Raw genomic sequence first — 19,444 nt, forward strand, 5'->3', positions numbered from 1 at the left:
GCACAGCGGACGCACAGAGCCACACGACGTCACACGACGCCACACGACGAGTGACACGTAACGACAGGAGACGAAGTGGGGACCGTAACGATCGGCGTGTCGATCGCGGTCCCGGAGCCTCACGGCAGCAAGCTCCAGGAGCTGCGCGCGGGCTTCGGCGACGCCGCGGCTCACGGCATCCCCACGCACGTCACCCTGGTGCCGCCGACCGAGGTCGACGGCACCGCGCTGCCCGCGATCGAGGCACACCTGGCGGAGGTGGCGGCGCGCGGCCGGCCCTTCCCGATGCGGCTGTCCGGCACCGGCACCTTCCGCCCGCTGTCCCCCGTCGTCTACGTCCAGGTGGTCGAGGGCGCGGCGGCCTGCTCCTGGTTGCAGAAGCGGGTGCGCGACGCGTCCGGCCCGATGCCCCGTGAGCTGCAGTTCCCCTACCACCCGCACGTCACCGTGGCGCACGGCATCGGGGAAGCGGCGATGGACCGCGCCTACGAGGAGCTGTCCGACTACGCGGCGCAGTGGCCCTGCACCGGCTTCGCGCTGTACGAGCAGGGCCCCGATGCGGTGTGGCGCAAGCTGCGCGAGTTCCCCTTCGGCAGCGCCACGGTGCCCCCGCAGGCCGGACGCGTCGAGAGCGGCACCCTGCCCACCCGGTAGCCCCCTTGGCCCCGGTAGCCCCGGTGGCCCCGGCAGCCCCCGCGCCTCACACCGGCAGCCGGCGGAACACCGTCCGGGGCAGGTGCCGCAGCGCCGACATCACCACCCGCAGCGTGCCCGGCACCCACACCGTCTCCGAGCGCCGCCGCAACCCCAGCTCGATGGCCGTGGCGACCGCCTCGGGCGTCGTGGCGAGCGGCGCCTCCTCGAGACCGGCGGTCATCCGCGACCGCACGAACCCGGGGCGTACGACCATGACGTGCACGCCCGTGCCGTGCAGCGCGTCGCCCAGGCCCTGCGCGAAGGCGTCCAGGCCGGCCTTGCTGGAGCCGTAGATGAAGTTGGCGCGGCGCGCCCGCTCACCGGCCACCGAGGAGAGCACCACCAGCGAGCCGTGCCCCTGTGCCTGGAGGGAACGGGCGGCGACCAGCCCGGCCGAGACCGCGCCGGTGTAGTTGGTCTGCGCGACCCGCACGGCGTTCAGCGGCTCGCGCTCGTCGTGCGCCTGGTCGCCCAGGATGCCGAAGGCGAGCAGCACCAGGTCGATGTCGCCCTCGGCGAAGACCTTGCCGAGCGCCGCCTCGTGGGACTCGGGGTCCAGCGCGTCGAAGACGACGGTGCGCACCTCGGCGCCGAGGCCGCGCAACTGCTCGGCGGCACCGTCCAGGGCGGGGGAGGGGCGGCCGGCCAGCCACACCGTGCGGGTGCGGCGGGCCACCAGACGGCGCGCGGTGGCGAGCGCGATCTCGGACGTACCGCCGAGAACGAGAAGGGACTGGGGGATGCCGAAGGCGTCCTTCACGACAGCTCCTGAGGGGGTCAGAGGGCGAGGCGGCGGGCCAGGTCGGACACGAACACCCCGCGCGGGTCCAGCTCCGCGCGCAGTGCGCGGAAGTCGTCCAGGCGCGGGTACATCGCGGCGAGCAGCTCCGGCCGCAGCCGGGAGTCCTTGGCGAGGTAGACCCGGCCGCCCGCGTCGGCGACCTCCTCGTCCAGCTCGTCAAGGAAGGTGCCCAGGCCCGGCAGGCCCGCCGGGATGTCCAGCGCGAGGGTCCAGCCGGGCACGGGGAAGGAGAGCCAGCCGGGGTCGGCTTCGCCGAACCGTTTGAGGACGGCCAGGAAGGACGGGCAGCGGCGGTCGGAGATGCGTCGCACGATCCGGCGCAGGGCCTCCTCCCGGCCGTGCCCGACGACGAACTGGTACTGCACGAAGCCGCCGCGGCCGTAGACCCGGTTCCAGTGCGGGACGCCGTCCAGCGGGTGGAAGAAGGTGGAGATCCGCTGGAGCCGGCCCCGGCCGGCCCGGGGCGCCTTGCGGTACCAGAGTTCGTTGAAGAGCCCCACCGTCGTCCGGCTGAGCAGTCCGCCCGGAAGGAAGTCGGGGGCCGCAGGGAGGCGCGAGGTGCGGAAGGCAAGCGGCTGCCGCCGCGCGCGCGAGCCGGCGGGCAGCGCGTCCAGGGGCGCGTGGTCGCCGCGGGTGAGCACCGCGCGGCCCATCGCCGCACCGCGCGCGAGGAGGTCGATCCAGGCGACCGAGTAGCGGTAGCGGTGGTCGCCGGCCGTCAGCCGGGCCATCAGGTCGTCGAGGTCGGCGGCACGCTCGGTGTCGACCGACATCAGCGCCGTCCCGACCGGCTGGAGCCGCAGCGTCGCCGTGAGGATCACCCCGGTCAGCCCCATGCCGCCGGCGGTCGCGTCGAACAGCGGGGTGCCCGGCGTGACGGTGCGGACCGCGCCGTCGGCGGTGAGCAGCTCCAGGGACAGCACGTGCCGTGCGAAGGAGCCCGACACGTGGTGGTTCTTGCCGTGGATGTCCGCGCCGATCGCCCCGCCGACCGTCACATAGCGGGTGCCGGGCGTCACCGGCACGAACCAGCCCAGCGGCAGCAGCACCTCCATCAGCCGGTGCAGGGAGACTCCCGCGTCGCAGAGCACGGTGCCGCCGCCGACGTCGATGGCGTGGACCCGGTCCAGGGCCGTCATGTCCAGCACGGCACCCCCCGCGTTCTGCGCGGCGTCCCCGTACGCCCGCCCCAGCCCCCTCGCGATGCCGCCCCGGGCCCCGCAGTCGCGGACGGCGACGGCGGCCTCCTCGTACGTCCGCGGGCGGATCAGACGGGCCGCGGTGGGGGCGGTGCGGCCCCAGCCGGTGACGGGACCCCAGTCGGCGTCGAGATCCGGGGCGCCGTCGAGATCCGGTTCGGCGTCGGGGACGGTGTCGGCAGACATGGCGGTGACCGTATCGCCCCTATGCGAATGATTAGTTCCAAAACATTCGGGCCGTCCCTGAAACGGGTGATTAATGGTATGTCGCTGGAGAGTGCCGGACTTCCCGTGCCGCGGGCGTGAACAGTGAGTCCACATGGACGACCTCGACGACATGGACCACCGGATCGTCACCGCGCTCAGGGCCTGCGGCACGGACCCGCGCGTCGCCGGTGCCGCGCGTGCCCTGTCCTGGGCCGGGGAGCACGGGGCGCTGTGGCTCGCGGCGGGCCTCGCCTCGGCCGCCGTGGACGCCCCCCGGCGCACGGCCTGGCTGCGCGGCACCGCGCTCACCGCGGGCGCCCACGTCGTCAGCATGGGCGTCAAGCGCGTCGTGCGCCGTCCCCGCCCCGCGCACGTCGAACCCCTGGTGCGCACCGCGGGCCGGCACTCCTTCCCCAGCTCCCACGCCACCTCGGCCGCCGCGGCCGCCGTCGTCTTCGGCGCGCTCGGGGTACGTGCCGCCTGGCCGCTCGCCGCCGCCGTGTGCGCCTCCCGGCTGGTCGTCGGCGTCCACTACCCCTCCGACGTCGCGGCGGGCGCCGCCCTGGGCGCGCTCACGGCCCGGCTCGGCGCCGACTGGATGCGCGGAGGCACCCGTGACTGACACCGCCGTGACCGACACGGCCGTCACCGACACCGCCGTGACTGAGACTGCCGTCCAGCGCCAACGCGCCCCGGAGCAGCGGCAGGAGACCACGCCACCGCGCGGGGCGGGCATCCCGGCCGGGCTGCTCCGTACCGCACGCCCCCGCCAGTGGGTCAAGAACGTCCTGGTCGTCGCCGCCCCGGCCGCCGCGGGCGAGCTGTTCTCCACCCACGCCCTCGGCCGGCTCGCCCTGGTCTTCGTCCTGTTCACCGCCTGCGCCGCCGCCGTCTACCTCGTCAACGACGCCCGCGACGCCGAGGCGGACCGCGCCCACCCCGTCAAACGCCACCGCCCGGTCGCCGCCGGACAGGTCCCGGTGCCGCTCGCCTACGCCGTCGGAGGCGCCCTGGGCGTCCTCGCGCCCACCCTCGCCGCCTGGCTGTGCCCGCCGCCCGTCGCGGCCCTGCTGACCGCCTACCTCGCCATGCAGGTGGCGTACTGCGTCAGCCTCAAGCACGTCCTGGTGGTCGACCTCGCCGTCGTCACCACCGGCTTCCTGATGCGGGCGATGATCGGCGGACTCGCGCTCGGCATCCCCCTGTCGCGCTGGTTCCTCATCACGACCGGCTTCGGCGCCCTGTTCATGGTCGCCGCCAAGCGGTACTCCGAAGCCGTGCAGCTCGCGGAGAAGGCGGGCGCCACGCGCGCGTTGCTCACCGAGTACACCACCGGCTACCTCCGCTTCGTCTGGCAGCTCGCCGCCGGTGTCGCCGTCCTCGGCTACTGCCTGTGGGCCATGGAGGAGGGCGGCGTCCCGCACACCAGCGTGCTGCCCTGGCGCCAGCTTTCCATGGTCGCCTTCGTCCTCGCCGTCCTGCGCTACGCCGTCTTCGCCGACCGCGGCACCGCCGGCGAACCCGAGGACGTCGTCCTGCGCGACCGCCCGCTCGCGCTCATCGGCGTCGCCTGGGCGGCGATGTACGGCCTGGCGGTGGCCAATTGGTAGCCGACCGGCGCGAACTGCTGGGCTTCGCCTCCGTCGGCCTGCTCGCCTACGCCGTCGACCTCGGCCTCTTCACCTGCCTGCGCGGCCCGGCCGGCCTGGGCCCGCTCACCGCCAAGACACTCTCCTTCGTCGCCGGCTGCTCGGTCGCGTACGCGGGCAACGCCCTGGGCACTTACCGGCACACCCGCCCGCGCGGCCTGCGCCCCTGCGCCGTGTTCTTCGCCGTGAACGCCGCCGGAGCCGCCGTACAGCTCCTCTGCCTCACCGTCAGCCACTACGGCCTCGGCCTCACCTCGCAGCGCGCCGACACCGTCTCCGGCGCGGGGATCGGCATGGTCCTGGGCACGATCCTGCGTTTCTGGGGCACAAGAACACTGGTCTTCCGGCCCGTCACCGGAGTCGTCACCGGAGTCGGCGGCGGATCCGGCGGCGGATCCGGTGGCCGGCCGAGATCATGGAACAGGACGAGCGGGGGCAGGGTCGGATCATGGACTGGCTGAAGAAGCTCCCCGTCGTGGGGCCCTGGATCGCGCGCCTGATGACCACGCACGCGTGGCGCTCGTACGAACGTCTCGACCGGGTGAAGTGGTCGCGGCTGGCCGCCGCCATGACCTTCACCAGCTTCGTCGCGCTCTTCCCGCTGCTCAGTCTGGCCGCCGCCGTCGCCGCCGCCACGCTCACCAAGAAGCAGCAGGACCAGCTCCAGGACAAGCTCGCCGACCAGATCCCCGGCATCTCCGACCAACTGAACATCCAGAGCCTCGTCGACAACGCCGGCACCGTCGGCCTCATCGCCGGTCTCCTGCTGCTGTTCACCGGCATGGGCTGGGTCGAGGCCACCCGGGGCTGTCTGCGCGCCGTCTGGGAGCTGCCCGACGAGGAGGAGAACCCGGTCCTGCACCGGGCCAAGGACGCGGGCGTCCTCGTCGGCCTCGGCGGCGCGCTGCTGATCACCGTCGCCATCTCCACCGTCGCCTCGGCGCTGGTCGGCTGGATCATCCGCTCGATCGGCCTCGCCGAGGGCGGCGTCGGCGGCGTCCTGCTCTACGTCGCGGCCTTCGCCGTCGCCGTCCTCGCCGACTTCCTCCTGCTGCTGTACGTGCTGACCCTGCTCCCCGGCGTCCAGCCCGAGCGCCGCCGCCTGATCGTCGCCGCGCTGATCGGCGCGGTCGGCTTCGAACTGCTGAAGCTGCTCCTCAGCGGCTACATGCAGGGCGTCGCGGCGAAGAGCATGTACGGCGCCTTCGGCGTCCCCGTCGCCCTGCTGCTGTGGATCAACTTCACCTCGAAGCTGGTGCTGTTCTGCGCCTCCTGGACGGCCACGGGCAGCAAGGAGCAAGAACTGGGGGACGACGGTGCCGGGGGCGGTCCGGGCGTCAGGGACGCGTCCGGCGGCGGACCAGGTCCGGCAGCGGCCACTTCCGGTTGACCAGGAAGGCGCCGCCCGCGACCAGCACCAGCACCCCGGCGGTGATGCCGGCCGCGATCCCGACCCCCCCGCCGCCGTCCGTGGCCTGGGCGCCCGCCACCGGCTTCGTGCCCGCCGCGCCCTTCCCGGTGCCGCCGGCCTCCCCGGACGCCTCGGGCGAGGGGCTCGCCTGCGTGGCGCTCTTCGGGCGCACCAGCTCGCCCACCGGCCGCGTCTTGCCGACCGCCTCGAAGCCCCAGTCGAAGAGCCGGGCGGCCTCCTTGTAGACCTCGTTGTGCTCTTCCTTCGCCGGGTTCATGACCGTGACGAGCAGCACCTTGCCGCCCTGCTCGGCGACGCCCGTGAAGGTGTAGCCCGCGTTGGTGGTGTAGCCGTTCTTCACACCCGCGATGCCCGGGTAGACCTCCACGTCCGAGTCGCCCGCCAGCAACCGGTTGGTGTTCTGGATCTCGAAGGGCTTACGGGTCGTCTTGCCCTTCTTGTCCTTCTTCGTCTCGCCCGGGAACTTCGCGCGGACCGTGGAGGCGTACTCGCGGAAGTCCTTCTTCTGCAGCCCCGAACGCGCGAACAGCGTCAGGTCGTACGCGGAGGAGACCTGCCCCGGCATGTCGTAGCCGTCGGGGCTGACCGCGTGCGTGTCGAGGGCCTGCAGTTCCTCGGCGTGCGCGTTCATGTCCGCGACGGTCTTCTTGACGCCGCCGTTCATCGCGGACAGCACGTGCACCGCGTCGTTGCCGGAGCGCAGGAAGACCCCGAGCCACAGGTCGTGGACCGTGTAGGTCTCGTCCTCCTTGACGCCGACCATGCTGGAACCGGCGCCGATGCCCGCGAGGTCGGAGACCTCGACCTTGTGCTTCGTCGTCTTCGGCCACTTCGGCAGCAGCGTGTCCGCGAACAGCATCTTCAGGGTGCTCGCCGGGGCCAGCCGCCAGTGCGCGTTGTGGGCGGCCAGCACGTCGCCCGACTCGGCGTCCGACACGATCCACGAACGGGCGGTGAGGTCCTTCGGGAGCACGGGAGCCCCACCCGCCAGATCCACCTGCGTCCCGGGCTTCCCGAGCCGCGCGCCGCCCACCGTCGACATCGACGCCGGGGGAGTGGCCGACGGACTCGTCGACGGGCTCGGCGCGGCGAGCGCGGCGGGGGAGAGGACGACGAGAGCGGTCAGGGCGGCGGAGGTGACCGACAGGGATCGCCTGAGGGCCTTCTTGGGTGCGGGCACGAGCCGAAACGTACCCCCCGCGAGCGGCGCCTTCCCACCCCCCTCCCCACCCCGGGCACGGATCCGGACAGCGTGCGGCGATACTTGAGTCATGAAGCTCAGCCGCCCCGTCTCCTGGTTCCTGCTCGCTTTCGGGGTGTGGAGCTGGATCATCTGGATCACTTTCGTCAAGAATTTGATCAAGGACGGCAGCGGGCTCGCCTTCGAGGACGGCGACCCCACGGCGTACTTCTGGGTGCACCTGCTGCTCGCGGTCGTCTCCTTCATATTGGGGACGGTCGTCGGGGGCATCGGGTTGCGCGGCGTGCGCGCACTGCGCCGAACGTCATAGGCGTCACGGACGTCACCGGCGTCACCGGCGTCACCGACGCCACAATCGAGGGGAAACGACGGCATGGTGGTCGTCTTCGCGCTGGTCGCGTTGCTGGTGGTGGGCGTCCTCGTGGCGGCCAACTGGTACATGTGGCGGCGCCTGTTCCGCGACACGACCCGGAGTCCGGGAGCCGTGCGCCGGATCGGCGCGGCGGTGATCGCCGGGGGCTGGCTGCTGGCGGTCGGGGCGCTGGTCGCCGAGCAGGCGGGCGCCCCGTTCTGGCTCCAGCGCGTGCTGGCCTGGCCGGGCTTCCTGTGGCTGGCCCTGTCGATCTACCTGCTGCTCGCGGTGCTCGCGGGCGAGGTCGTACGGCCGCTGCTGCGGCGGTTCCTGGAACGCCGGGCGGCAACGACCCCACCGAAGCCGCCCGAGGCACCCGAGGCACCCGAGACGCCCGAGACGCCCCAGACACCCGAGCCGGCGTCCGAGGCACCCCAGACACCGGGTCCCGGTTCTGGGACCCCGCCCCCGAGCAGTCCCCTCGCCCTTCCCTCCCGCCGCCTGTTCGTCTCCCGCGTCGTCGCCGGTGCCGCAGCGGCGGCGGCCGTCGGAACCGTCGGCTACGGCACGTACGGCGTGCTGAACGGCCCGTCGGTCAAGCGGGTCACCGTGCCGCTGGCCAAGCTCCCGCGCGCGGCGCACGGTTACCGCATCGCCGTCGTCAGCGACATCCACCTCGGCCCGGTGCTCGGCCGGGGCTTCGCGCAGAAGGTCGTCGACACGATCAACTCCACGCAGCCCGACCTCGTCGCCGTCGTCGGCGACCTGGTCGACGGCAGCGTGAAGGACCTCGGCCCGGCCGCCGCCCCGCTGGCGCAGTTGAAGGCCCGGGACGGCGCGTACTTCGTCACCGGCAACCACGAGTACTTCTCCGGCGCCGAGGAGTGGGTCGCCGAGGTACGGCGGCTCGGCCTGCTCCCGCTGGAGAACGCCCGTACCGAGCTGCCCCACTTCGACCTCGCCGGCGTCAACGACGTGGCGGGCGAGGACGAGGGCCAGGGCCCCGACTACGCCAAGGCCCTCGGCGACCGGGACCGCTCCCGCGCGTGCGTGCTGCTCGCCCACCAGCCGGTGCAGATCCACGACGCCGTCGACCACGGCGTCGACCTCCAGCTCTCCGGCCACACCCACGGCGGCCAGCTCTGGCCCGGCAACCTCATCGCGGGCGCCGCCAACCCGACGCTGGCGGGCCTGGAGCGCTACGGCGACACCCAGCTCTACGTCAGCCGCGGCGCGGGCGCCTGGGGCCCGCCCACGCGCGTGGGGGCACCCTCGGACATCACGGTGATCGAGCTGGCGTCCCGTCAGGCCTGACCGGCGGTCTTCCCGGCCGCCGGGTCCGGCTACTTCCCCTTCCCCCCGGCCGCCGGGTCCGGCTTCCTCGCGGGGTCCGGGAAGGCCTTGGTCATCCCCGGCAGGAAGTCCGTGAACAGTTCGTGCACCTCGCGCACCAGCGGGCGCAGCACCCGGAAGCGGGCCAGCACGACGCCCCGCGCGGTGAGCCGGGCGCCGCGTTCGGCGAGGCGGTAGCTGCGCTCGCGTCCCTCGGTGCGGTCGAAGATCCAGTACAGGACGAGGCCCATCTGGGAGAGCCACATCAGCTCGGGCAGGATGTCCCGCAGCTCCTCGGGCACCTTGGTCTTCGCGCCGGCGAGCACCGCGCGGTGGATGCCGATGGCCTCCACGCGCGCGTGCTCCGACTCCGGGGAGAAGGGACTGAGCGGACTGTCCGGGTCGGCGGCGTTCTTGAAGAACTGCACCGCGAACTCGTGGTACGGCGTGGCGATGTCCAGCCACACCTTCAGCACGCCCGCCAGCCGCGCCTCCAGGTCCGTCTCCTTGGCCAGGACCTCGCGGACCGCCGCCCGGTGCTCGGCGGCGATCCGGTCGTAGAAGCCCTGGATCAGGTGCTCCTTGCCGGCGAAGTAGTAGTACGCGTTGCCGACGGAGACCCCGGCCTCCTGGGCGATGGCCCGCATCGTCGTCCGGTCGTAACCGCGTTCCTGGAACAGCCGCATGGCCGTCTCCAGGATCAGCGCGCGGGTCTGCTCGGACTTGCTGAGGTGGGCACCGTCGTCGGGGCCGTCGTTGGTGGCAGGCACGGGTCCAGAGCCTATCGAGTGGTGCAGGTGCCGTCGGCACACCCGGGTCCGGCGTACCTCCACCCGCGGCCCGGCTCGTAGACCCAGCCGTCGACGCGGTGGTACCCCTTGCCGCCCCACTGCCGCTGTCCGCCCCGCCACTTGGCGGCGGCCAGGACGACCCCGCGGGCCATCACGGCACCGGCGGGCGTGCTGAGCCGGTGGGCGAGCGCACGGTGCTCGCGCAGCGCCCACAGGACGACGACCCAGGCGGCGGCGCCCCGGTAGACCTGCCCGGCGTCGCCCACGGCGGTGACCTCGTCGAGGGTGGCCCTGTGGTCGAGGCCGGGGAAGCGCCGGCGCGCCTCGTCGGACGCGGCCGGGACCAGCTCCAGCGGCACCAGTCGCGGCTGGCGCAGCAGCCAGTCCCGTACGTGGGTGCACAGGGAGCACTCGGCGTCGTAGAGGACGGTGAGCCGGCGCACGGGGGCGCCGGCCGTCGTCCCGGGAGCGGGGGCCATCGGATCAGGCCCCGGCCGCCGGTGCCACCCAGCCCTGCGGCGGAACCGGCGGCACCTGCTCGCGCTCCATCATCCCGCGGCGCCGGATCTTGTTGAGCACGTACACGTTGCCCAGGTGCATCACGCCGAGCACCAGCAGCACCACACCGATCTTGGTCGAGAGCGCCTCGAAGATGCCCCGGGTGTCGGTGATGGTGTCGTCGCCGCTCAGGTAGAGGGCGACGAACCCGAGGTTCACGAGGTAGAAGCCGACCACCAGGAGGTGGTTGACGGCGTCGGCGAGCTTCTCGTTGCCGTGCAGTACGTCGGCGAGGAAGACCCGCCCGTTGCGGCTGAGCGTGCGGGCCACCCAGACGGTCAGGCCGATGCTGACGACCAGGTAGATGACGTAGGCGATGACGGTGCGGTCCATGCCCCACCCCTCCTTGAACGCGTTCAAAACGCTGACAGGACTGACTGTAGACCTGTTTTTGAACACGTTCAAGCCGGATCGGAGAGTGCTGGCGGCTCAGGGGCGGCGGCCCAGCTCCGGACGCTTGGAGTAGTCGGTGAGGCCGATGACGTTGCCCCACGGGTCGGCGAACTCGACGGTCCAGCCGGTGGCCACGGGGAACGGCTCGTCGAGCGGCGGCACCCCCGCCTCGCGCAGCGCATGCGCGGCCGCGCGGGCGTCGGTCACCTCCAGCCACACCCGGGCGGAGGGCCACATCGGCGGCTGCCGCCCGAACTCCTCCTCCACCCGCAGCAGGAGCCCCGGCGTCTCGACGCCCACCTTCAGCAGCGCGATCCCGGCCTCGTCGAGCCGGTAGGCGACCGGGAAGCCGGCGCGCTCGTAGAACCCGACGGCCTCGGCGAGGTCCCCGACGGGCAGCAGTACGTTGTCGAACCCGAGCAGTTCGTACGACTCGTCATCTGACATGGCGTCAGGCTAGGACGATCGTCGCCCGGAATGGCTGATTGTCAGCCCTCGTCGGGCGCGCGCTTCGGCCGTCCGGCGGCAAGGACCTCGGCGACGTCCAGCGTGACCTCGGCGCCGAGCGAGTCGGGGAGGGTGACGGTCTCACCGGGGGAGTGGACGCGGTGGGTGCTGTAGTCGGCGCAGTCGGGGTCGGTGAGGACGTGGAGGCGCTGGTGCTTGCGGTCGACGATCGCGTAGACGGGGACCATGGCGGCGGCGTAGGCGGTGACCTTGGTCCTCAGGTCGTTCTTCCAGTTGCTGGAGGTGACTTCCAGGACGAGGCGGAAGCAGACCGGGTCGTAGCAGTTGTTCTCGATGAGGTGGTCGTCGACGTCGGCGTCCACGATCGCCAGGTCCGGAATCGCGTAGTCCTCGGCGTCGGTGGGCAGCCAGAGACCGATGCCCTGGTGCACTTCGGTTCCGCCGTCGTCGAGGCCCGCCGTGATGAACGGGCGCATGAGTTTGGTCAGGGCCCGCGAGTGCGGAACGTCCGGTGGCGGGGTCACGAGGAGCTGGCCTCCGATGATCTCGACGCGGTAGCCCGGATTGCGGTCCATGAGGCGGTTCGCCTCCGCGATCAGCGGAAGGTCGCCGTGGGGCAGCTCGACTGATGCTGCGGACATCGCGTGCCTCCTAGGGGCTGGTGTCGAGACCATCATCGTAGGGCGGAGGACGCCCTCACGTCCGTTGCGGCCCCGTTCACCCAATCGTGTGGCATATGCCAGAGGGCCCCGCCTCCAGAAGGAAACGGGGCCCTCACAGCCGTATACCGGCGTAATACCGGCGTAAACCGACGGACGTCAGAAGCGGCGCGTGATCAGCGCTCGCTTCACCTCCGCGATGGCCTTGGTGACCTCGATGCCGCGCGGGCAGGCGTCCGTGCAGTTGAAGGTCGTGCGGCAGCGCCAGACGCCGTCGCGGTCGTTGAGGATCTCCAGCCGCTGCTCGCCGGCCTCGTCGCGCGAGTCGAAGATGAAGCGGTGGGCGTTGACGATCGCGGCCGGGCCGAAGTACTGGCCGTCGTTCCAGAACACCGGGCACGAGGACGTGCAGGCGGCGCACAGGATGCACTTCGTCGTGTCGTCGAAGCGCTCGCGGTCCTCGGCGGTCTGGAAACGCTCACGCGTCGGCTCGTTGGTGTCCTTCGTGATCAGGAAGGGCATCACGTCCCGGTACGCCTGGAAGAACGGCTCCATGTCGACGACCAGGTCCTTGAGGACCGTCAGGCCCTTGATGGCCTCGATGGTGATCGGCTTCTCGGGGCTGAGATCCTTGATCAGCGTCTTGCACGCGAGGCGGTTCTTGCCGTTGATCCGCATGGCGTCCGAGCCGCAGATGCCGTGCGCGCAGGAACGTCGGAAGGTCAGGCTTCCGTCCAACTCCCACTTGATCTTGTGCAGCGCGTCGAGGACGCGCTCCTTCGGGTCGATCTCCAGCCGGAAGTCTTCCCAGGCCGCCTCGGCCGCGACCTCCGGGTTGAACCGCCGGACGCGGAAGGTGACCGTGATGTAGGGAGAGTCGGCGAAGCCGGGCTCGGGAGCCGAGTCGGCCTTGTCCATAACGGGTGTAGCCATCAGTACTTACGCTCCATCGGCTGGTAGCGGGTCTGGACGACCGGCTTGTAGTCGAGCCGGATGGACTCGGCGCCGTCGTCGCCCACCTCGCGGTACGCCATGGTGTGGCGCATGAAGTTGACGTCGTCGCGGGTGGGGAAGTCCTCGCGGTAGTGACCGCCGCGCGACTCCTTGCGGGCCAGGGCGGACACCGCCATCACCTCGGCCAGGTCGAGCAGGTTGCCCAGCTCGACGGCCTCCAGCAGGTCGGTGTTGAAGCGCCGGCCCTTGTCCTGGATCGACACGTTCTTGTACCGGGCGCGCAGCTCGGCGATCTTCTCGACGGCCGTCTTGATCGTCTGCTCGGTGCGGAACACCATGACGTTGGCGTCCATGCACTCCTGCAGCTCGCGGCGGATCACCGCCACCCGCTCGGTGCCGGTGGCGGAGCGCAGCCGCTCGATCTGCTCGACGACCAGGGACTCGGGGTCCTCCGGCAGCTCGGTGAAGTCCGCCTTCTGCGCGTACTCCGCCGCGGCGATGCCCGCCCGCTTGCCGAAGACGTTGATGTCGAGCAGCGAGTTGGTGCCCAGGCGGTTGGCGCCGTGCACCGACACGCAGGCGACCTCGCCGGCCGCGTACAGGCCCGGGACGACGGTGGTGTTGTCCACGAGGACCTCACCCTCGACGTTGGTCGGGATGCCGCCCATCGCGTAGTGCGCGGTCGGCTGGATCGGGATCGGGTCCGTGTAGGGCTCGATGCCGAGGTACGTACGCGCGAACTCCGTGATGTCGGGCAGCTTGGCGTCCAACTGCTCCGGCGGGAGGTGCGTGAGGTCCAGGTAGACGTGGTCGCCCTCGGGACCGCAGCCGCGGCCCTCGCGGATCTCCGTGTAGATGGAGCGGGAGACGACGTCACGGGACGCGAGGTCCTTCATGACCGGCGCGTACTTCTCCATGAAGCGCTCGCCGTCCTTGTTGCGCAGGATGCCGCCCTCACCGCGGGCGCCCTCCGTCAGCAGGATGCCCATGCGCCAGATGCCGGTCGGGTGGAACTGGAAGAACTCCATGTCCTCCAGCGGCAGCCCGCGCCGGTACACGGCCGCCTGGCCGTCACCGGTCAGCGTGTGCGCGTTGGAGGTCACCTTGAAGAACTTGCCGGTGCCGCCGGACGCGTAGATCACGGACTTCGCCTGGAAGACGTGGATCTCGCCGGTCGCCAGCTCGTACGCCACCACACCGGCCGACTTCTTGAGACCCGTCTCGGGGTCGTCGACGATGAGCTGGTCCAGGACGTAGAACTCGTTGAAGAACTCCACGCCCTCCTTCACGCAGTTCTGGTACAGCGTCTGGAGGATCATGTGACCGGTGCGGTCGGCCGCGTAGCAGGAGCGGCGGACGGGAGCCTCGCCGTGGTTGCGGCTGTGCCCGCCGAAGCGGCGCTGGTCGATCGTCCCGTTGGGCGTCCGGTTGAACGGCAGGCCCATCTTCTCCAGGTCGAGGACCGAGTCGATGGCCTCCTTCGCCAGGATCTCGGCGGCGTCCTGGTCGACCAGGTAGTCACCGCCCTTGACCGTGTCGAAGGTGTGCCACTCCCAGTTGTCCTCCTCCACGTTGGCCAGCGCGGCGGCCATGCCGCCCTGCGCGGCGCCCGTGTGGGAGCGGGTGGGGTAGAGCTTCGTCAGCACGGCGGTGCGGCTGCGCTTGGTCGACTCGATGGCCGCGCGCATGCCGGCGCCACCGGCGCCGACGATGACGGTGTCGTACTTGTGTACCTTCATGATTTTCGCAGCCCCGTGCCTAGCGGATGTTCGGGTCGAAGGTGAAGATCACCAGCGTGCCCAGCAGGATGGTGAACACCGTGGCGGTGTAGAGCAGGCCCTTGAGCCACAGGCGGGTGTTCGGGCGCTCCGCGTAGTCGTTGATGACCGTGCGCAGGCCGTTGCCGCCGTGCAGCATGGCGAGCCAGAGCATCGCGAGGTCCCAGACCTGCCAGAACGGTGAGGCCCAGCGGCCCGCCACGAAGGCGAAGCCGATCTTCGAGACGCCGCCGTCGAGGACCAACTGGATGAGGAGGTGCCCGAGGACCAGGACGACCAGCACCACGCCGGACAGGCGCATGAAGAGCCAGGCGACCATCTCGAAGTTGCCCCGGGTGGTCCTCGGGGTCTTCTTCGTGCGGGCGCGGGGCGCCTCGATGAGCGGCGCCGGGTTGTCGACCGTGTACAGGGAGGCGCCCTCGACGGGGCCGATCCCGGAAGCGGGGGATTCAGTCGTGGACATTGGCGTCAGCTCCCGAACAGTTCACGAGCGGCGTGGCCGAGGACGGGGTAGATCGCCCCGAGCATCAGCACGACCCACAGGGCGACGACGGTCCAGAGCATCTGCTTCTGGTAGCGGGCGCCCTTGACCCAGAAGTCGACGGCGATGACACGCAGGCCGTTGAGCGCGTGGAAGAGGATGGCGGCGACGAGGCCGTACTCCAGCAGCGCGACGATCGGCGTCTTGTACGTGGCCACGACGGTGTCGTAGGCCTCGGGGGACACTCGCACGAGGGCGGTGTCCAGCACGTGAACGAACAGGAAGAAGAAGATGAGGACGCCGGTGACTCGATGAGCCACCCAGGACCACATTCCTTCCCGGCCGCGGTACAGCGTTCCAGCCGGCACGGAAATTTCCTCCGGGAGCGGGGATTGGGGCCGCGCCGGCTTTCCTTGTCGGTCGGGCCCGGCCGGGTACGGTCCACCGGCCCCCAGCATGGTAGCGACGTGTACCTGCGGTGCTTACGGGGGGCCTGCCGTTGTGATCAAACTTGCACTCAAAGGAGCAGTGGGTTTGGGTGCGGGGCGGCTACGGGGGTGGGGTTTGTCTTGAATGCCGGGTGCGGGTCGTCCGTGGCTGGTCGCGCCCCGCGGCGGAGCCGCTGATGTCACAGCCCCGCGCCCCTAGAGGGTGTTGTTCAGACGTGCCTTTGCCAGTTGCCGGAGTTCCTCTGCCGTTACCAGGCGTTCCTCTTCCGGATCGTTGTTCAGGCGTGACCGGATGGCTGCGAGTACGTGGTTCAGGGCGTCGTCGGGACTTAAACCGTCCAGGCAGATGACGAACACGTGTCCGAAGCGGGCCTCGTAGGCCGCGTGGCCCGCGCTCAACGCCGTGTGGGCCGCCGCGTACGTGTCCTCGGGCAGGGCCGGGAGGCTTTCGGTCGCCAGGGCCTCCGTCAGGTCGTCCGGGGAGAGGTCGTACGCCGCCTCGTCCGCCGCCGCGAGGAGGGCGGGGAGGTCCGGATAGGGGCGGTGGGCGGCGAGACGGTGGGCCCAGGCGTGACTGTTCAGGCAGGTCAGCAGGGTCTGGGCGGCCTCGTCGGGGGAGGCGGTGTTGAAGCGCTCCAGCGGGGAGGGATTTGCCGGATTGGCGCGTGTTTGCGCCGGTACCGGTATGGCCACTCGGCGGGGGAGGTCTGGGAGACGGTGCGCAGGCAGCGTGGATCCTCGTGGGCTTCTTCACGTATGAGTCGGCAGGAGATGGTGCGAGAGATGTGGCGTCACGTTATCGAGTGACGGCATCGCGCGTCCGACCGATGACCGAATTTCACCCGAACGGGAGAGTTTCAGAATATGTGGTGGACGCATGACGGCAGCGGTGGCCATAGGTTGGCGCCGTGAGCCAGCACGGACGCCGGATACCGGCGCACAAGGTGAGGCAGCGGGCGGTGATCGCCGGTGCCGTGGTCGCGGCGCTCGGCGTGGGGGTCGGCCTGTGGGCCACCGACACCGACGGTGACGGCGACGGCGGCCAGGAGGGCGCGGCCGCGCGTACCTCCGGCGAGGCGGCCGCGCCCAGCCCCAGCCGCTCCTACCCGCTGTCGAAGGAGCCACGGACCATACCCGCCGTGCGCGACCACACCGCGGCCCGCGGCCCCGGCTGGCAGCCGGAGAAGGGCCACCGGGTCGTCGTCGCCGACTCCGGCCTCGCCGACGAGGGCAAGCAGATCGCCGGCGACCTGGGGATGACGTACGCGGGGGAGAAGGACGACGAACGCGCCGGGGACCTGCTGCTGGACGTCAAGGCGGACAACGGCGCGAACCCCGAGTCGTACACCATGACGGTGAGCGACGGCCGCGTCACCGTCACCGGGCCCGCCGAGGCCGGCGTGTACTACGGCACCCGCACCCTGAAGCAGGCCGTGGCCGGCGGCGGCACCGCGCCGGAGGGCGTGGTGAAGGACGAGCCGGCCAAGCCGAAGCGCGGCTTCTCGCTGGACATCGCCCGCAAGCACTACGACGCCGACTGGATCAAGGACCGGATACGCGAGCTGGGCGACCTCAAGTTCAACGAACTGGGCCTGCACTTCTCCGACGACCAGGCCTTCCGCATCGAGTCCGACTCGCACCCCGAGATCGTCTCGGACGAGCATCTGACCAAGGCCGAGACGAAGGAGATCATCGATCTCGCCGCCTCGCGCCACATCACTGTCGTCCCCGAGATCGACTCGCCGGGCCACCTCGGCGCCGTGATCGCCGCGCACCCCGACCTCCAGCTCCGCAACGCCCAGGGCAGGGCCACGCGCGGCGCGATCGACATCTCCAAGCCCGAGGCCGCCGAGATCGTCGACGACCTGCTGAACGAGTACGCCGACCTGTTCCCCGGCACCCAGTTCCACCTCGGCGCCGACGAGTACCAGGCCCTGGTGGTGCCGGACCCCGAGGCCTCCTACCCGACGCTGGCCGCCGCCGCCCGCAAGGCGTACGGCTCCGGCGGCACCGTCGCCGACCTCACCACCGACTGGCTCAACGACCGGGCCAAGACCGTCATGGCCCACGACCGCGTCCCGCGCGCGTGGAACGACGGCTTCTTCAAGGACACGTCCGTCGAGCCGCTCAAGGAGATCAAGGTCGCCTACTGGACCGGCAAGGAGATCGGCGCCCGCCCGCCGACGGAGTACCTGAGCGCCGGCCGCCAGGTCCTCAACTACAACGACGAGTTCCTCTACTACGTGCTCGGCCAGCCGCAGACCTTCGTCTACCCGACCGGCGAGCGCATCTACGAGCAGTGGACCCCGCGGGTCCTGCGCGGCACCCAGGCGGTCGACGCCAAGTACGACGACCAGATACTCGGCGGCAGCTTCGCGGTCTGGGGCGACATCCCGAGCGCGCAGACGCAGGCGCAGGTCGCCGAGGGCATCCGGCTGCCACTGGCCGCTACGGTCCAGAAGCTGTGGGACGCCGACAAGCCCGAGCTGTCCTGGGCGGACTTCAAGTCGCTGGCGAACCGCCTCGACTGACGCGGACATCCCGGGCGGGTCCCGGGTGGCGGCGCGCCGATTGTCCGATCCGGCTGCGAACTCCCGTACGGCTGTGGTGGTCTTTTGACCGAGTCGAACCGAGACACGCCGGGGGGAACCGGGACATGGGCTACTGGGGGTACTTCGTCGTCGGCCGCGCCGAGCGGCCGCTCGCCGAGCTGGAGGCGCTGGCAGGCGCCGCCGCCGCGGACATGACCCTGCGCCGGTCCGCGCCGGACGGCTGGCAGGTGTGGGAGTTCCCGGGCGGCGACGGGGACGTCGGCAACATGAACGACCTGGCCGGGCAGACCGGCGCGCCCGCGCTGTTCGGGTACGTGATGGACAGCGACTGCGTGGTCGTGGAGGCGGCGGCGCCCGAGAGCGGGGCGTGGACGACCTGCCTGGCCCGGTCCGCCATGGCCGGGTACCTGGGCGCCGAACGGGACGGACTCACCCTCGAGGACTACTTCCTGGAGCCCCGCGACGCCGCCGAGCGTGCCGTCGCCTGGGCGGCCGAGGCGGGGCGCACGGCGAGCGCCGCTGACCTGGCCCGGGTGCTGTCGGACGATCCGGACGCCGAAACGGACGCGGAGGCGGAGGCGGAGGCGAACGCGGAGGCGGAGGCGGACGTGGGCTCCGACTCCGGTCCGGTGGCCGAAAACCTCTTCTTCCGGTTCCTCGACCGGCTGGGCGTCGTGCCGCTGTGACACTCCCGGGCCGTCGCACGCAGTAAGGGTCAGTGCGGGCCCCGTGGTGGTGAGCGGGGCGAGACGGCAGGAACAGGGAGGCATCCGATGAGCCTGGTGGAACTGATCGCGCGGGCCGACGTACGCGGGCTCGCCGCGAGCGGGCTGGCTTGTTTGGATCGCTGCGTCCCGCTGCTGGACGGCGACGACGAGGTCCTCAGACCCCTGTGGGCGACCCTCGCCGACGACACTGGTGAGGCCGGTGACGAGGTCGGTGACGAGGTCGGCCGCGACTGGGCGCAGGGCCTGACGCAGGTGCGGGACAAGCTCGCCGGCCCCGACGCCGCCGGCGAGGACGAGGCCGTCTCCCTCGCCCGCCGCATGCTCGCGTCCGCGCCGGCCGAGTGCTCCGGCCCGGCGATGCGGACGTGGGCCGACGCCTGTTCCGTCGCCGCGCTCCGGATCCACCGGCTCCTCGACCCCGCGGCGGAGGCGGCCCGGGCGACGCCGGGGACCGACGTACCCCGCGAGGCCGGTACGGACGGACTGTCACCCCTCGTCGCCGCCGAACTGCGCCGTCAGACCGGCGTCCTGGAACTGCTCGCCGCTCACGGCCCGGCCGGGCTGCGTCCGGCTCTGGAGGTCTCCACGGAGGGGCGCCGGGTACTGCGCGCCGTGGTCTCCCGCCGGGCACGCGGCCGGGGCTGAACCCGAGGCCCGGCACCCGCCCCGGCCCCCTGTGACCGACATGCGGCGAACGCGCGGCGGCGGTGCGGCGGACGTGGCGGAGGTGGGGCGGTACTGCGCCGGTTGCGGAACGACCGGC

The 19,444-nt window shown here is 71.5% G+C and carries 23 protein-coding genes; 10 read left to right on the forward strand and 13 right to left on the reverse strand.

What is annotated here, in order from left to right:
- The first annotated feature begins 75 nt into the window (after window positions 1-75).
- Window positions 76-654, forward strand: a complete 579-nt coding sequence (locus KUM40_RS26920; protein WP_217168785.1) for a 2'-5' RNA ligase family protein — start codon at window positions 76-78, stop codon at window positions 652-654.
- A gap of 46 nt (window positions 655-700) precedes the next feature.
- On the opposite strand, the gene KUM40_RS26925 is transcribed toward KUM40_RS26920, so the two are convergent.
- Both KUM40_RS26925 and KUM40_RS26930 read right to left on the reverse strand, forming a co-directional pair.
- Window positions 701-1,456, reverse strand: coding sequence for a decaprenylphospho-beta-D-erythro-pentofuranosid-2-ulose 2-reductase (locus KUM40_RS26925; protein ID WP_217168786.1), 756 nt, complete (start codon window positions 1,454-1,456; stop codon window positions 701-703).
- A gap of 17 nt (window positions 1,457-1,473) precedes the next feature.
- Window positions 1,474-2,883: an FAD-binding oxidoreductase gene (locus KUM40_RS26930; protein WP_217168787.1), complete on the reverse strand. Its 1,410-nt coding sequence runs from the start codon at window positions 2,881-2,883 to the stop codon at window positions 1,474-1,476.
- Between the two features lie 133 nt (window positions 2,884-3,016).
- Here KUM40_RS26930 and KUM40_RS26935 point away from each other — a divergent pair, with 133 nt between their 5' ends.
- From KUM40_RS26935 to KUM40_RS26950, 4 genes are read left to right on the forward strand one after another with little or no spacing between them, the layout of a single operon-like run.
- A complete protein-coding gene (locus tag KUM40_RS26935) occupies window positions 3,017-3,526 on the forward strand; it encodes a phosphatase PAP2 family protein (RefSeq protein ID WP_217168788.1) in 510 nt (169 codons plus the stop codon).
- A gap of 37 nt (window positions 3,527-3,563) precedes the next feature.
- Window positions 3,564-4,514 (forward strand): decaprenyl-phosphate phosphoribosyltransferase, encoded by a 951-nt coding sequence (locus tag KUM40_RS26940; RefSeq protein WP_217168817.1) that lies wholly within the window; start codon window positions 3,564-3,566, stop codon window positions 4,512-4,514.
- The gene (locus tag KUM40_RS26945) at window positions 4,475-5,014 is read left to right on the forward strand and encodes a GtrA family protein (RefSeq protein WP_254395737.1); all 540 of its coding nucleotides are present in this window, start codon (window positions 4,475-4,477) and stop codon (window positions 5,012-5,014) included. Before KUM40_RS26940 ends, KUM40_RS26945 begins: the two co-directional genes overlap by 40 nt.
- Window positions 5,002-5,943, forward strand: coding sequence for a YihY/virulence factor BrkB family protein (locus KUM40_RS26950; protein WP_254395722.1), 942 nt, complete (start codon window positions 5,002-5,004; stop codon window positions 5,941-5,943). The genes KUM40_RS26945 and KUM40_RS26950 overlap by 13 nt, the downstream gene beginning before the upstream one ends.
- On the opposite strand, the gene KUM40_RS26955 is transcribed toward KUM40_RS26950, so the two are convergent.
- Window positions 5,891-7,165, reverse strand: a complete 1,275-nt coding sequence (locus KUM40_RS26955; protein WP_374227424.1) for a D-alanyl-D-alanine carboxypeptidase family protein — start codon at window positions 7,163-7,165, stop codon at window positions 5,891-5,893. The genes KUM40_RS26950 and KUM40_RS26955 overlap by 53 nt on opposite strands.
- Before the next feature lie 91 nt (window positions 7,166-7,256).
- Here KUM40_RS26955 and KUM40_RS26960 point away from each other — a divergent pair, with 91 nt between their 5' ends.
- Together KUM40_RS26960 and KUM40_RS26965 are read left to right on the forward strand one after the other, a co-directional pair.
- Window positions 7,257-7,496 (forward strand): SCO4848 family membrane protein, encoded by a 240-nt coding sequence (locus KUM40_RS26960; RefSeq protein ID WP_217168792.1) that lies wholly within the window; start codon window positions 7,257-7,259, stop codon window positions 7,494-7,496.
- A gap of 63 nt (window positions 7,497-7,559) precedes the next feature.
- Window positions 7,560-8,852: a metallophosphoesterase gene (locus KUM40_RS26965; RefSeq protein WP_217168793.1), complete on the forward strand. Its 1,293-nt coding sequence runs from the start codon at window positions 7,560-7,562 to the stop codon at window positions 8,850-8,852.
- Between the two features lie 29 nt (window positions 8,853-8,881).
- Here KUM40_RS26965 and KUM40_RS26970 read toward each other — a convergent pair whose 3' ends face one another.
- The 10 genes from KUM40_RS26970 to KUM40_RS27015 all read right to left on the reverse strand — a co-directional run bounded on the left by KUM40_RS26970 (window position 8,882) and on the right by KUM40_RS27015 (window position 16,094).
- The gene (locus KUM40_RS26970; protein ID WP_217168794.1) at window positions 8,882-9,640 is read right to left on the reverse strand and encodes a TetR/AcrR family transcriptional regulator; all 759 of its coding nucleotides are present in this window, start codon (window positions 9,638-9,640) and stop codon (window positions 8,882-8,884) included.
- Between the two features lie 11 nt (window positions 9,641-9,651).
- Complete coding sequence (locus tag KUM40_RS26975) at window positions 9,652-10,140, reverse strand: thiol-disulfide oxidoreductase DCC family protein (protein ID WP_217168795.1); 489 nt, start codon at window positions 10,138-10,140, stop codon at window positions 9,652-9,654.
- A gap of 4 nt (window positions 10,141-10,144) precedes the next feature.
- Window positions 10,145-10,552: a hypothetical protein gene (locus tag KUM40_RS26980; protein ID WP_217168796.1), complete on the reverse strand. Its 408-nt coding sequence runs from the start codon at window positions 10,550-10,552 to the stop codon at window positions 10,145-10,147.
- Window positions 10,553-10,648: 96 nt separating this feature from the next.
- Entirely contained in the window at window positions 10,649-11,059 is a 411-nt protein-coding gene (locus KUM40_RS26985) for a VOC family protein (RefSeq protein WP_217168797.1), read from the reverse strand.
- 41 nt (window positions 11,060-11,100) lie between these two features.
- Entirely contained in the window at window positions 11,101-11,721 is a 621-nt protein-coding gene (locus tag KUM40_RS26990; protein ID WP_217168798.1) for a Uma2 family endonuclease, read from the reverse strand.
- 177 nt (window positions 11,722-11,898) lie between these two features.
- Window positions 11,899-12,672 (reverse strand): succinate dehydrogenase iron-sulfur subunit, encoded by a 774-nt coding sequence (locus KUM40_RS26995; protein ID WP_217168799.1) that lies wholly within the window; start codon window positions 12,670-12,672, stop codon window positions 11,899-11,901.
- Window positions 12,672-14,432, reverse strand: coding sequence for a succinate dehydrogenase flavoprotein subunit (sdhA, locus tag KUM40_RS27000; protein WP_217168800.1), 1,761 nt, complete (start codon window positions 14,430-14,432; stop codon window positions 12,672-12,674). Before sdhA ends, KUM40_RS26995 begins: the two co-directional genes overlap by 1 nt.
- A 19-nt stretch (window positions 14,433-14,451) precedes the next feature.
- A complete protein-coding gene (locus tag KUM40_RS27005) occupies window positions 14,452-14,934 on the reverse strand; it encodes a succinate dehydrogenase hydrophobic membrane anchor subunit (protein WP_217168801.1) in 483 nt (160 codons plus the stop codon).
- A gap of 5 nt (window positions 14,935-14,939) precedes the next feature.
- A complete protein-coding gene (gene sdhC, locus KUM40_RS27010; RefSeq protein ID WP_003974113.1) occupies window positions 14,940-15,320 on the reverse strand; it encodes a succinate dehydrogenase, cytochrome b556 subunit in 381 nt (126 codons plus the stop codon).
- Window positions 15,321-15,596: 276 nt separating this feature from the next.
- Window positions 15,597-16,094 (reverse strand): 2-oxo-4-hydroxy-4-carboxy-5-ureidoimidazoline decarboxylase, encoded by a 498-nt coding sequence (locus tag KUM40_RS27015; RefSeq protein ID WP_374227425.1) that lies wholly within the window; start codon window positions 16,092-16,094, stop codon window positions 15,597-15,599.
- Between the two features lie 266 nt (window positions 16,095-16,360).
- Between KUM40_RS27015 and KUM40_RS27020 the strand changes: the two genes are divergently transcribed.
- The 3 genes from KUM40_RS27020 (at window position 16,361) to KUM40_RS27030 (ending at window position 19,326) form a co-directional block, all read left to right on the forward strand.
- Window positions 16,361-17,932, forward strand: coding sequence for a glycoside hydrolase family 20 protein (locus KUM40_RS27020; protein ID WP_217168819.1), 1,572 nt, complete (start codon window positions 16,361-16,363; stop codon window positions 17,930-17,932).
- Between the two features lie 125 nt (window positions 17,933-18,057).
- Window positions 18,058-18,639: a hypothetical protein gene (locus tag KUM40_RS27025; protein WP_217168802.1), complete on the forward strand. Its 582-nt coding sequence runs from the start codon at window positions 18,058-18,060 to the stop codon at window positions 18,637-18,639.
- An 87-nt stretch (window positions 18,640-18,726) separates the two neighbouring features.
- Entirely contained in the window at window positions 18,727-19,326 is a 600-nt protein-coding gene (locus tag KUM40_RS27030) for a hypothetical protein (protein WP_217168803.1), read from the forward strand.
- The last annotated feature ends 118 nt before the right edge of the window (window positions 19,327-19,444 follow it).

This window comes from Streptomyces sp. AC512_CC834 (assembly GCF_019049325.1).
Lineage (GTDB): Bacteria > Actinomycetota > Actinomycetes > Streptomycetales > Streptomycetaceae > Streptomyces.

Coding starts and splice junctions, on each gene's coding strand:
- KUM40_RS26930 (WP_217168787.1), bottom strand. CDS start 2,883: ATGTCTGCCGACACCGTCCCCGACGCCGAACCGGATCTCGACGGCGCC.
- KUM40_RS26935 (WP_217168788.1), top strand. CDS start 3,017: ATGGACGACCTCGACGACATGGACCACCGGATCGTCACCGCGCTCAGG.
- KUM40_RS26950 (WP_254395722.1), top strand. CDS start 5,002: ATGGACTGGCTGAAGAAGCTCCCCGTCGTGGGGCCCTGGATCGCGCGC.
- KUM40_RS26960 (WP_217168792.1), top strand. CDS start 7,257: ATGAAGCTCAGCCGCCCCGTCTCCTGGTTCCTGCTCGCTTTCGGGGTG.
- KUM40_RS26965 (WP_217168793.1), top strand. CDS start 7,560: ATGGTGGTCGTCTTCGCGCTGGTCGCGTTGCTGGTGGTGGGCGTCCTC.
- KUM40_RS26975 (WP_217168795.1), bottom strand. CDS start 10,140: ATGGCCCCCGCTCCCGGGACGACGGCCGGCGCCCCCGTGCGCCGGCTC.
- KUM40_RS26980 (WP_217168796.1), bottom strand. CDS start 10,552: ATGGACCGCACCGTCATCGCCTACGTCATCTACCTGGTCGTCAGCATC.
- KUM40_RS26985 (WP_217168797.1), bottom strand. CDS start 11,059: ATGTCAGATGACGAGTCGTACGAACTGCTCGGGTTCGACAACGTACTG.
- KUM40_RS26990 (WP_217168798.1), bottom strand. CDS start 11,721: ATGTCCGCAGCATCAGTCGAGCTGCCCCACGGCGACCTTCCGCTGATC.
- KUM40_RS26995 (WP_217168799.1), bottom strand. CDS start 12,672: ATGGCTACACCCGTTATGGACAAGGCCGACTCGGCTCCCGAGCCCGGC.
- sdhA (WP_217168800.1), bottom strand. CDS start 14,432: ATGAAGGTACACAAGTACGACACCGTCATCGTCGGCGCCGGTGGCGCC.
- KUM40_RS27005 (WP_217168801.1), bottom strand. CDS start 14,934: ATGTCCACGACTGAATCCCCCGCTTCCGGGATCGGCCCCGTCGAGGGC.
- KUM40_RS27025 (WP_217168802.1), top strand. CDS start 18,058: ATGGGCTACTGGGGGTACTTCGTCGTCGGCCGCGCCGAGCGGCCGCTC.
- KUM40_RS27030 (WP_217168803.1), top strand. CDS start 18,727: ATGAGCCTGGTGGAACTGATCGCGCGGGCCGACGTACGCGGGCTCGCC.